Below are 12490 nucleotides of genomic sequence, written 5' to 3'. Positions count from 1 at the left end.
ATATAAACCCATGACAATGGGAAAACGAACTCAATCCGCAGCACTGGAAGTCCGGTTATTGCGGGAAGGTATTATCGAATCTCGGCATATAGTCCAAGCTGTAGTTAGCGACGACAGGGGACGGGTTCTTTCTGTGGCCGGTAACGCTGAAACTGCTGCATTTGTCCGTTCCGCCCTCAAACCATTTCAAGCACTGGCTGTTGCCAGCACAGGCACACTAGAACGCTATGGTTTGAGTGATAGAGACTTAGCTATTATCACCAGTTCCCACAAAGGCGGCATGGAACAGGTAAGACAGGTATTTAACATTTTGTGGCGGGCAGATATTGAAGTAAATTCTCTACAATGCCCAATTCCCCTCGGCAAAAGCAGTTCTCTAGAATATAACTGCTCTGGTAAACACGCAGGAATGTTAGCTGTGTGCCAACAACGTCATTGGCCATTAACTAACTATTTAGATCGTAAACACCCAGTTCAACAGTTAATTATCACTAAAATAGCAGAATTGCTGCGAATGCCAGCGGAAGAATTTCTCACCGCCCATGATGACTGTGGCGCACCCACATATTTGATGCAACTCAGTCAAATGGCCTCTTTATATGCCGTGCTTGCTTCCAGTAATAGCGTTGACATGGAACGTATTGTTCGCGCTATGAACCATCATCCCACAATGGTTGCTGGAGAAGGAGAGTTTGACACCGAATTGATGCGCTTAACTCCTAGCGAAGTAGTTAGTAAATCTGGTGCAGAAGGTGTGCAGTGCATTAGCCTACTTGGTGAAGGTATGGGATTAGCTATTAAAGTCATGGATGGCTCAAAACGCGCTAAATACGCGGCGGCTATTCACCTCCTCCAACAAATGGGTTGGATTAGTCCCAGTATTGCCCAAAGCCTCTCCGAAAAATTTATGAACCTGGGGAAATATAAGCGTTTGGAAGTAATTGGAGAATTATCGCTTTTGTAGTTGACAAACTTTTGACTTCGCGTTATATTAAAGAAGTCGAGAGGAAAACGACGAAAGCATCGCGGGATAGAGCAGCCTGGTAGCTCGTCGGGCTCATAACCCGAAGGTCAGTGGTTCAAATCCACTTCCCGCCACCAAATGAATAAAAAAACAAATCTCTGTAGTCTTCCAAGATTGCAGGGATTTTTTTTGTGAAAACAAAATTCAGGGGTCAGAATTTTATCTCGTTCCCATACAGAGTATGGGAACGAGAAAACGAGAAAAAAAACTACAAAACTTAAAATATTTTGGTGTCATTTATAGAAATTCAGTAATTTATACACTATTATAATAAGAGTATAGATAGAAGCATTACTTATGAGTAACGATTCCTTCTTTGATGAACAGAAAGAGCAATCTTTGGTAAAAGCCAGAATTGTTGAGAAATATTTCAGGGTTTGGGCAAACGTAATTATTAGAGAGATTAAAAAGCGTAAAAATCAAGGTGAAAAAGTTGATGAAAGAATAGCTTACATAGACCTTTTTGCAGGATCAGGTAGATACAAAGACGGCTCAAAATCAACACCCATCAAGGTTTTAGAAACAGCAATTTCTGATCCAGATATGCGAAATATGCTGAAAACATTATTTAATGATGCTGATCCTGAGCATACCAACTCTCTGGAAGCAGCTATAGACGAAATTCCTGGTATTGAAAATCTAAAATATAAACCTCATATAAGTAATTATGAAGTCGGTGAAAAGATTGTTGGAACATTTGAAAAGCTAAAATTAGTCCCAACATTGTTTTTTGTAGACCCGTGGGGGTATAAAGGCTTATCCTTAAAATTAATCAACTCAGTTGTGAAAAACTGGGGTTGTGATTGTATATTCTTTTTCAACTATAATCGAATCAATATGGGTTTAGGAAATGCAAAAGTTCAAGAACACATGAATGCACTTTTCGGAAAAGTTAGAGGAGATGAATTACGTGAAGAACTGCAACAACTTAATTCTGATGAAAGAGAGTTAACGATTATAGAGGCAATTTGTAAATCTCTGCAAGAAATGGATAGAAAGTATGTTTTACCATTTCGATTTAAACATGAGAATGGAAACCGTACTAGCCATCATCTAATTTTTGTAAGCAAGCACTTCAAAGGGTATGAAATTATGAAAAGAGATGTAATGGCCAAAGAAAGCTCCGAGCAAAATCAAGGTGTACCGTCTTTTGAATATAATCCAGCTACCATTAGACAGCCATTACTATTTGAAATATCACGTCCTCTAGATGATTTAGAACAAATGTTAATGGATGAATTTGCAGGTCAAACAATAACTATGCAAGAAATTTATATGCAGCACAACGTTGGTAGAAGTTACATTAGTAAAAATTACAAAACTGCTCTTATTAATCTTGAATCTCAAGGTAAAATTACAGCCGAACCACCTGTTAATAAACGAAAAAAAAATACTTTTGCAGATTCTGTTAAAGTTACATTTCCCCCTAAGCAGTAAGTCCTAAGCTTTCCGTTTTCACTAATAATTTTCTTGGAGATTTACCCCAGGTATTTTGATGCTCTTTCCACGCTTCTGGCATTTCATCCCATATTTTACCATCTAATAACTTACCCCCAGCTTTAGAAGTTCTACCACCAATTTGCTTAAAGAAAAATGCTACTTCTGCTTTTTGACATTGATCACGAATTTCTTCAGCCCATTCAATTTTCATCGGACGATGTTTTTGACCAGATTCGCCACCAACAATCACCCAATCAATATTTATCAGGTCAAGATCTAATGAACCTAATAATGGTTCACAGGAAAGAAAACGCACATTTGCCGGCACTTGACGCAGTAAATCAATACGAGAAACATAACTTTGATTTTCCACTGATACACCTAACCATATATTTTTATGAAAGTCTAGATGTGGTGCTAATTCAACTAATCTTTCCGGTCTTTTTGTTAATATTTGATATATATGATGAGGTGTAGCATGAATCACTTTAAATACATTTTGAATAAAATCTAAAGGTACTTCTTCATGAAAAAGATCACTCATGGAATTAACAAAGATTCTACTGGGAGTACGCCATTTTAAAGGTTCTGTCAATCTTTCTGGGTGTAGAGTTAAATCAAATCCGTTTTTAAAGTTATTAGGAAAGCGTTTAGTTAAAGCTTCTGCATAACAATGTAAGCAACCTGGACTAACTTTGTTACAACCAGTTGTAGGATTCCAAGTTTTATCTGTCCACTCAATACCCGTATTTATACTAGACATAATGATTTAAACCTTAAAGAGTAATAAAAAGAGTAATAAATTTTGGATTCTGAGTACATAATATGCAGTATCTGAGCAAAAAAATTTTATAAAGCTGGCTAAGTATAACAAATAATATCATGTCCGGTTGAACACTTATCATATCTGTTGAGGCTGGTAATGGGTAATTGGTAATTGGGAAAAGGCAATACAATGATGAACTATATCGTAAGTGATTGGGCGGACATGATATAAGCCTATTCCCCGTTACTTTTATAATAAATCTCTGTTTCTGCCATAACCAAAAGTATTAAAGCCAACGCCAAAGCAAAACAGGGATTTTTAGCCGCAATGGCATCATTTCTCCCTATTTTTTGCCAATTTCAGCTAAATTGCTCCTCTGGATCCAAATTAAACAACATTTGTAGAGTTTGCATACATCGTCTTCTCGCTTCTACATCTTCCTGGGCGCGTAATTGCACCATGGGGTCATGCAAAATTTTATTAACTATTCCCCGTGTTAAAGCTTCAATGATTTCTTGATGTTTTTCGCCAAATTCTGAACCCAAGCGCGATAAAGCTTTTTCTAATTCTTGTTCGCGGATAGTCTCTACTTTATTGCGTAAAGAACTAATTGTAGAAACAGTTTCTAAACTCCGCCACCACACTTCAAAAGCCCCTACTTCCTCGTCTAATATCTTCTCAGCTTCTTGCGCCATTTGGCGGCGACTTTCATAATTTTGCGCGACAACGGCTTTCAAGTCATCAACATTAAAGGCTTTAACATTGGCTAAATCATTAACATCTGCATCTACGTTTCTAGGTACGGAAATATCAAATAACATTAATTGTTGACTTGGTTCTAGTACCATTTCTAACTTATCCCGATTAAGAATGGGTTCTGTTGATGAGGTGCTAGTAAATACTATATTACTTTCGGCAATAACTGACATCATCTCTGGCAGCAAATGGATTTGTATAGGTTGTTCTGGGAACAAATTTGCTAGTTCTTCAGCCCTACCACGGGAACGATTAACAATACTAATTTGAGTTGCACCTTTAGAAATCAGGTGTTGTACAAGTAACCTGGACATTTTCCCAGCGCCCAGAATAGACACGCGATAATTAGATAAATTTTCTACCTTCATCTGTGCTAATTCTACTGCTGCCGAACTGATGGAAACTGCACCAGTACCAATACTGGTTTCCGTGCGAACTCGTTTACCGGCGGTGAGAGCTTGTTTAAATAACCGATTTAAAATGGTTTTGATGCCATTAAATTGCTGTCCGAGTTTATGAGTATGTTTAACTTGAGCTAAAATTTGACCTTCACCTAAGACGAGACTATCCAAACCAGCCGCAACCCGTAAAATATGTGTTACAGCATCACTATGGAGCAATATAAACAGATGATGACGCAGAGAGACTATAGGTAGTTTACTATGTTCAGAAAGAAACTGAGTAACCTCGTGAATCCCTTGAGTAGTTTCCTTACTGACAATATAAATTTCTAAGCGGTTACAAGTGCTGAGAATAGCAACCTCATCAATATGAGGATAACTGAGAAGATGAGCGATCGCTCCTTCGATTTGAGCTTCGGGAATACTTAATTTTTCTCTAACTTCTATTGGGGCTGTTTTATGGCTTAACCCCACCACTGCAATATTCATTTCTTAAATGGGTAATAGGTAATTGGTAATAGGTAATTGGTAATAGGTAATTGGTAATAGGTAATTGGTAATAGGTAATTGGTAATAGGTAAGAGTTTTTTCCCAATCACCAATTACCTGTCACAAATCACCAATGATTATCGGAGTTGGATAGTCTTGGGTTCTTGCCACAAGTGAACTGTATCCACAAAGCGAGCGGTTTTAGATTGACTGGAAATAACCAAGCTTTGGGTTCTAGCGCCACCATGGAAGAAACGCACACCATCCATCAGAGTCCCAGGAGTGATACCGCAACCTGCAAATAACACCGTTTCACCAGAAGCTAATTCATTAGCGTTATAAACCTTGTCACCATCAGTAATACCCATTTCATTTAAACGGGCTAGATTACCTTCTCTGCTTTCACCAATTAAACCAGTTTGGACAACTTCTGGATCATAGATTAATTGTCCTTGGAAGTGTCCACCCAAGCAACGTAAGGCTGCAGCAGAAATGACACCTTCGGGAGCAGCACCGATACCCATTAACGCATGAATATTAGTACCAGAAAAAGCGCAACAGATAGCAGCAGAAACGTCACCATCGCTGATCAGTCTAACTCTGGCACCAGCGGTGCGGATTTCTTGAATTAGTTCTTTGTGACGGGGACGATCCATAACAACAACTACTAATTCTTCCACAGCCCGGTTTAGGCATTCAGAAAGGATTTTTAGGTTTTCTGTAGCGGATTTGTTAATATCAACATGACCTCTAGCCGCTGGTGGTGCTGCGAGTTTTTTCATGTAGAAGTCAGGAGCAGCAAATAAACCGCCTTTTTCAGAAATTGCCAAAACCGCCATGGAGCCATTTTGACCATAAGCAACCAGGTTAGTACCTTCGCAGGGGTCAACAGCGATGTCAATTTCTACTAGTTCATTAACATTACAGAAATTGTCGGCATCCGGTCTGGTACAGATACCCACTTCTTCACCAATGTAAAGCATAGGAGCTTCGTCCCGTTCACCTTCACCGATGACAATGCGACCGCGCATATGGATTTTATTCATCCGTTCGCGCATAGCTTCCACAGCTACTTGGTCAGCAATGTTTTTTTCGCCCTTACCCATCCATTTTGAAGAAGCGATCGCAGCTTGCTCAACTACTTCTATAATTTCTAACCCAAGAGTATTTTCCACGGAGTCTGCCCTCTAAATTAATTGTCAAGTACGTTTTTTAGCTATTTCAGTTTTTAAGTCTACCAAAGTGCGGATACAGATGGAAAAAAGACTTGACTGATAACTGTGTTAAGTTTTGCAACTAAAACTAAACGGAGGATTTTTGAATCCAGTTATATTGACCAAGTTGGGCAAAAATGAAGTAGAAAGACACAAAAAACTCAAGTAAGTAGGCAAACGGAAAAAAACCGACATAAGTAACGAAAAGTAAAGTTGCCGAAAACCGTTCGGCTGACGCTCACGGCGAAGCCTGTTCCCAGTTAAGAGTTCCCTGTTCCCAGTTAAGAGTTCCCTTGTCATCACCACAATTTTTCACACCAACGGACTGACTGTACCAATTGAGTAAATGCCCCTACCAAGTTACAATAATTTTGGTGACAGCCTCCCGACTGTTCCTTACGAGGCTTTTATGGCAGCAAATCTCAAACAGATAGCCAAGTATCTAGATAATCTTGGTTGGCAATACCGTTTTGATGAAGAAGAAGACCGGATTATTACAGGTGTTGAAGCTCAAAACCTAGAAGATTTCCTGATAGTTGTCCAACTGGACGAAGAAGGGAGATTTTTCCGGTTATTTGCGCCTCAAGTTTTAGCGGAAGTGAAAGACCATCCCCACAAAAACGCCATCCTGCAAACCATGCTGGCCATTTCTTGGGAAACCAAAATGCTGCAATGGGAATACGATCCCTCCGATGGTGAAATCCGGGCTATCATTGAATTTCCCCTGGAGGACTCCATGCTCACCGAAAAACAATTTAACCGTTGTCTGAGCGGATTGATCCAAATTGTGGATAGCATTGCTGTGCCGCGTTTGCAGGAAGTAATGGAAACAGGAGAAGATCCGGGAAATATAGACTTGGGAGAAAGATTATTGTTGAGTATTCAAGAACAAGCTCCTGGATTATTAGAACTCCTAGAAAAAGCCATGGAAGCGCGGAAAAAGCGAGGTAGTTTTGCCGATGAATCAGAGGATAACTACTGAAATCGCTAAACTGGAAAGTGATAACCTAATCATATACAAAAAAGAAATTTTGTAGGGCTGGATTTTTATGACATCCTATGCGACTTCCTCTGCTAAAGCGGAAATGAGTGAACTTCGGCGGTTAAAAAGTTTACTACCGCCAGAATTACAAAGTTGGGTAACGGTTGAAGGCACAACTGAGGTTAATCCACCTCTGATTCGTTGCGAAGAAATCGGCAAAGACCAAGTAGAAATCCAAATTGACTTGGTAAAATGGGATGCTCTGGCAATGGATCAGCGTAATTTGCTGTTTTGGCACGAAGTGGCTCGTGTTCAAAATGACACCATTCCTAAAGATGGTTGGGAAATGGCTGCCCTGGCCATTGGTTTAGGTGGTGCGGTGGGTGAATTGTGGGTACAAGATGGATTATTACTAGTATTAGCTTTAGCTCTATGTGGCGTTTCCGGTTGGCGACTATACCAAAAAAATAATGGGGACAAACAAATTAAAGAATTGCTAGATGCTGACGAAAAAGCGATCGCTCTAGCCACCCGTTTTGGTTATAGTTTACCTAACGCTTATAAAAGTCTTGGTAGTGCCTTAAAAACCTTAGTTGAAAACACTCCTAGCAAGCGTCAGCGTTCTCGATATGAAGCTAGACTTTCTGCTCTTAAACGCAGCGCTAACAAAGCTAAATCTAAATCTAGAAATGGCGACGCTGGTGAACTCTAAAATCACCAGCAGCATCTTCACAGTTAGTGGGGTGGGCAACCCCCAACCCCAAAGATATTTAATTAAGTAGGTTGGCGTTAAAAATTGTCGTTATGACAAGGGAACAGGGAATAGGGAACAGGGAACTCTTAACTGGGAACAGGTTACAGGGAACAGGTTACAGGGAACAGGTTACAGGGAACAGGTTACAGGAAATAGGTTACAGGGAACACTTCGACAAGTGTTACAGTGAGCTTGTCGAACTGCTCAGTGCATCGCAGGGAACAGGGAACTCTTAACTGGGAACAGGAAATAGGTTACAGGGAAGAGGTTACAGGGAACAGGGAACAGGAAATAGGTTACAGGGAAGAGGTTACAGGGAAGAGGTTACAGGGAACAGGAAAGAGGTTTTGGGCAACTTTACTTTTCGTTACTTGTGTCGGTTTTTTCCGTTTACCTAATTACTTGGCCACAGTTTTATAGAATCAATAAACTTTATTTTTTTCTTGATGAAAACTTTTTAAATTCTACATTTGATTCAACATTTTATGAGTTTGGGGAATCACACGCACTTGTTTAACAAATCTCTTCATCAAAACTTGCCATTCTAAAACCTGGTCTGGAGTTGGTGCTACCATGACCACAGAACTAAATTTTTGAGCAGCCAAAGAGGCAACAGGTAAAGGGGTAACAGGTTGTAAAAATACCGGAATATCCTCACTGACTTGGGCAACTAACAAAGCTGCCCGTTCTAACTCCTGAACAACTGTACTTTGGGAAACAATTATTTTTACAAATACTTCTAACTTAGAGTTAGAGCATAACTGAAGAAATTTTGTATGTTCTGACCAATAGGTTTCACCGCTGACACTGGGTAGTTTCAAATCCATGCCCACAGAGTCGAGATAGGGGAGAATTATTGCCAAATTTTCCGGGCGATGCCCGCCAGTTTCCAGATAAATTGGTAAACTAGTTAGTAATCGCACTGCGGGCAAAAATTCCGCCAAAAATCCTGCATGAAGCAAAGGCTCTCCTCCAGTCAAGCTAATGCTGTCGTGGACAAAAGGTAGGTTTTGTCTAGCAATCCATGCCAGTAATGTAGATGATTCAACGGGATTTGGATGAACTTCAAAATCTCGTAATCCAGGGTAAGACTCAATTTGGCAGCTAGGGGGTGCATTCCAAGTGTTGGCGCTATCGCAAAAATGACAACGCAGATCACAAAAAGCAAAACGGATAAAAATCTGACGCGTCCCGACATTCAGCCCCTCCCCTTGAATTGCAGAAAAGACTTCGATTAGGCGTGCAGTCGAGTTAACTTTATTTTTAGTGGTCATGATGATGATATGAAGTAACGGGAAGATTCACTTATTTACAATTTATTAGTTTCTTCTATTGTGAAGCTTGATTAGTGATCTTCTCGCTGATCTTTAAAAATCTACCGATTTGTAATTCATCATACAGATTAAAAATCAGGTTAATTATTTTTTTAAGACCAAATCACATTTAGCAGATAAAATTTTAGATGGCAACTAAAGTGCGGAGCTTCATGAGTAGCCAAATCATACCAGTAGAACTTTCAGTTACTTACCTCGAAAATGTAGCAATCTTGCAAGTACCAGCGAGGTTGACCGTGGTTGAAGCTGTCGGTTTTAAGCAAACTTACCAAAACCTAATTCAAGCAGATTCACCACCTCGGCAAATTGTCCTTGATTTCCAAAATACTACCTTTATGGATAGTAGTGGTTTAGGTTCTCTAGTCAGTAACTTCAAAAGTTCCCGGTCAAAGGGAATTATAATGACGCTGCGTCATGTCACCCCCCAAGTCATGGCAGTTTTAGACCTAACAGGACTAGATCAAGTGTTTCCCATTGAGTCTCTTCAGAACTTATCACCAGTAGCAAACGATAACCTGATAGATACGGGAAAAAATAATTCTCGAAAAGTAGACCCACTTCCGCAAACTCATCCTTCCGTGGCTTCTTGGATGAAACGGACTATTGATATTGTCGGATCATTGGTTGGGTTAGTAATTACATCTATTTTGTTTATACCCATAGCGATCGCTATTAAAATTGATGATCCCGGTCCAATTTTCTTTAAGCAAACCCGTTGTGGTTGGATGGGTAAACGTTTTGCTATTTGGAAATTTCGGTCTATGTGTGTAGATGCGGAAGCTAAAAAATCTCAAATCAAAAATCAAGTGGAAGGTGCTTTCTTTAAAAATGATCATGACCCCAGAATTACCAAAGTCGGTAAACTGTTACGTCGTACCAGTCTCGATGAATTACCGCAATTTTGGAACGTTCTCAAAGGTGAAATGAGTTTAGTGGGAACTCGACCACCTACACCTGATGAGGTAGAACGCTATGAAGTGCCACAATGGCAACGTTTAGACGTTAAACCCGGTATGACAGGTGAATGGCAAGTTAATGGACGTTCTCAAGTCCGTAATTTTGAAGATGTAATTCGTTTAGATCTACAATATCAAAAAAACTGGACTTTAGTTTACGATTTAAAATTAATTTTCAAAACTATAACCATTTTGTTTAATAAAAACAGCGGGGCTATTTAGTTAATTTTTGTTAAGTAAGTTGGCGTTAAACAATCAACATAAAACAATCAACATAATATGTAACGAAATGTAAATTCAACAAATACCTTATAAATAGGTTATTTCAGGGTTTTTACAAAAAAATGTATATTGATTTTATCGTGCCGACTTACTTACCTAATCATTTACTATTCAATGACTATTTCGATAGCACAACCCATATAAGATGAAATGTGAGCCAGAAGCATAACCATCTACAACGGGGAAGGAACCGCTATAATTCGCTTTACAGGGGAGTTTAGAAAAAGCATTTTAAATCCCATCCCTCGGTGTTTCAGAAGGAGTTGGTTTGCTTTTATGGGGTAAGGTCTGTTTAGCGACATTTTCGGCAGCTTGTTTAAACATTGGTTCTATTTTATCCCGCCAATATTTAATATTAGGCAGCTTTTCTGGTTGGTTTCGATAAGCTAAAACCTCGTCCCATTTACCATTATCAATTGCCTTATTAATATCATTAGCTAAAGCTTCTGCTTTTGCCCAATCACTTTGCCATTGATTAACAGTATCAACGGTTTGTTTAATACTAGAAACAGCATTTCCCGATGTTGACTTGAGCAGAGAAATTGCTCCTTGTAAATCTCCTGATTCAAGCTTTTCTCTGGCTTTATCTACCGTTTTTACCTTATCTTGAGTAGCGGGTAAAGAAGGCTTTAAAGAAGGCTTTGCTGTGGGATTTACCACCACAGATTTTGCCGGAACTGAAGGAATTGGACGGTATGTAATTAAAGGAATATCATCTACCGTTTGTATCGCCAAACCTTGGTCACGACGGCAAGAAATCCAGTTTTCACGATTAGAAATGACATCAGAATGGGCCCAGGCCAACCTGCCAGAAGAAAGTTTAAGTTCTACCCAACCCCGCTTTGTCTGCTTACCCGTCACCTCAAACTCACTGGCCACACCCAAAGTTTTCAAAATATTATCAGAATTGATGGCACTGGGTTCAGAACGGATATTAGAATTAGCCATAACTACAGCTAAACATTTATTTGTTAATTTGCTATTTTCTCCCGTCCAATTAACAGTTAAATTCTTAAAATTAGGATATATATTTGTAAATAAAGCCGCCACACCACCTGCTAATAATATACCAATTAATAAAGGTAAAGGATCGGGTTTATCGGGTTTATTAATCTCTTGAGAAATAGATTGTTGAGGAAGAGGTTGTACAGGAATATGATTCGCGGGAGAAACCGCCATTGTTTTTTGTATAGATATGGAAGATAGGGGTTGAGGAGATTGATAAATAATTTTAGGAGATAGGGAGGTTTGGGAAAATTCTGGGATGATATTCACCAATTCTTGACAAGCTTGTAAAGCTTCCGTTGCTGTTTGATAGCGTTCTTTGAAGTGGTAACGCACCATCTTTGTTAAAATGGCTACTAAGTTAGGATTAACAGGTATTAAATGCTGCCAGTTAATTTCCCCAGTATCAGGGTCTTCTTGCAATTGACTAGCGGGAACTCCCGTTAATGCTTGAATAGCGATAATTCCCAAAGCATAAAGGTCACTATTAGGACGGGGTTTACCTTGACCTTGTTCCGTAGGCATATATCCAGGAGTACCAATAGCTACAGTAGCAGTTTTTTGTCCACCTACTGTCACCAGGGGTGAACGTAATTGTTTAACTGCACCAAAGTCCACTAAAACTAATTTATAATCAGCCGCGCGGCGAATGATATTATCTGGCTTAATGTCGCGGTGAATTACACCTTCTTGGTGAACAAACTCTAAAATCTGCAAAATTTCCAACAACATTTGTATGACTTGGGCTTCACTCCAAGGCTGTCCGGGAATAAGTTCTTCCTGGAGGGTGTGGCCGTCAATAAATTCTTGGACTAGAAAAAATTCTTGATTTTCGTCAAAATAAGCTAAAAGTCTGGGGATTTGGTCATGATTACTCAATTTTTCTAAAGTTTCTGCTTCGCTGTGAAATAGCCGTTTAGCAGTAGTAAAGATATTAGAGTCAGAATTGGCTGGTTTCAAGTGCTTAACCACGCAGATGGGATTGCCTGGCCGTCTGGTATCCTGGGCAATATAGGTTTGACCAAATCCTCCTGTGGCCAAAATGCGAATGACTTGGTAGCGATGATCTAGCAATTTACCTATCATA

10 protein-coding genes and 1 tRNA gene are annotated in these 12490 nt (G+C 39.4%); 6 read left to right on the top strand and 5 right to left on the bottom strand.

The genetic code is table 11. The features are described from left to right. The first annotated feature begins 10 nt into the window (after nt 1-10). The 3 genes from H6G25_RS05490 (at nt 11) to H6G25_RS05480 (ending at nt 2461) form a co-directional block, all read left to right on the top strand. Nucleotides 11-964 carry an asparaginase gene (locus H6G25_RS05490; RefSeq protein ID WP_190391606.1) on the top strand — a complete coding sequence of 318 codons (954 nt, stop codon included), beginning with the start codon at nt 11-13 and terminating at the stop codon, nt 962-964. Between the two features lie 60 nt (nt 965-1024). Then, nucleotides 1025-1101: transfer RNA gene (locus H6G25_RS05485), tRNA-Met, on the top strand. A gap of 220 nt (nt 1102-1321) precedes the next feature. Next, entirely contained in the window at nt 1322-2461 is a 1140-nt protein-coding gene (locus H6G25_RS05480) for a three-Cys-motif partner protein TcmP (protein WP_190391605.1), read from the top strand. Here the strand turns inward: H6G25_RS05480 and H6G25_RS05475 are convergent. From H6G25_RS05475 to glpX, 3 genes are all read right to left on the bottom strand, one after another. Beyond that, nucleotides 2451-3227 carry a phage Gp37/Gp68 family protein gene (locus tag H6G25_RS05475; protein ID WP_190391604.1) on the bottom strand — a complete coding sequence of 259 codons (777 nt, stop codon included), beginning with the start codon at nt 3225-3227 and terminating at the stop codon, nt 2451-2453. The genes H6G25_RS05480 and H6G25_RS05475 overlap by 11 nt on opposite strands. Nucleotides 3228-3589: 362 nt before the next feature. Beyond that, nucleotides 3590-4876 (bottom strand): glutamyl-tRNA reductase, encoded by a 1287-nt coding sequence (locus tag H6G25_RS05470; protein WP_190391603.1) that lies wholly within the window; start codon nt 4874-4876, stop codon nt 3590-3592. 137 nt (nt 4877-5013) lie between these two features. Then, a complete protein-coding gene (gene glpX, locus H6G25_RS05465) occupies nt 5014-6051 on the bottom strand; it encodes a class II fructose-bisphosphatase (RefSeq protein ID WP_190391602.1) in 1038 nt (345 codons plus the stop codon). A gap of 448 nt (nt 6052-6499) precedes the next feature. Between glpX and H6G25_RS05460 the strand changes: the two genes are divergently transcribed. Further along, nucleotides 6500-7072: a hypothetical protein gene (locus tag H6G25_RS05460; RefSeq protein ID WP_190391697.1), complete on the top strand. Its 573-nt coding sequence runs from the start codon at nt 6500-6502 to the stop codon at nt 7070-7072. 67 nt (nt 7073-7139) lie between these two features. Continuing rightward, on the top strand, nt 7140-7784 hold the full coding sequence (locus H6G25_RS05455) for a DUF3318 domain-containing protein (RefSeq protein ID WP_028082655.1): 645 nt from the start codon (nt 7140-7142) through the stop codon (nt 7782-7784). Nucleotides 7785-8290: 506 nt separating this feature from the next. Here H6G25_RS05455 and H6G25_RS05450 read toward each other — a convergent pair. Continuing rightward, nucleotides 8291-9100 (bottom strand): 7-carboxy-7-deazaguanine synthase QueE, encoded by an 810-nt coding sequence (locus tag H6G25_RS05450; RefSeq protein ID WP_190391601.1) that lies wholly within the window; start codon nt 9098-9100, stop codon nt 8291-8293. A 188-nt stretch (nt 9101-9288) separates the two neighbouring features. On the opposite strand from H6G25_RS05450, the gene H6G25_RS05445 reads away from it, so the two are divergent. Further along, nucleotides 9289-10338 carry an anti-sigma factor antagonist gene (locus H6G25_RS05445; RefSeq protein ID WP_190391600.1) on the top strand — a complete coding sequence of 350 codons (1050 nt, stop codon included), beginning with the start codon at nt 9289-9291 and terminating at the stop codon, nt 10336-10338. Nucleotides 10339-10629: 291 nt separating this feature from the next. Here the strand turns inward: H6G25_RS05445 and H6G25_RS05440 are convergent, their stop codons facing one another. Further along, on the bottom strand, nt 10630-12489 hold the full coding sequence (locus tag H6G25_RS05440; protein ID WP_190391599.1) for a serine/threonine protein kinase: 1860 nt from the start codon (nt 12487-12489) through the stop codon (nt 10630-10632). Nucleotide 12490: the final 1 nt, after the last annotated feature.

This window comes from Dolichospermum sp. FACHB-1091 (assembly GCF_014697585.1).
GTDB lineage: Bacteria > Cyanobacteriota > Cyanobacteriia > Cyanobacteriales > Nostocaceae > Dolichospermum.
Note: the sequence above shows the minus strand (reverse complement) of the source record. Positions and strands in the feature narration are given on the sequence as shown.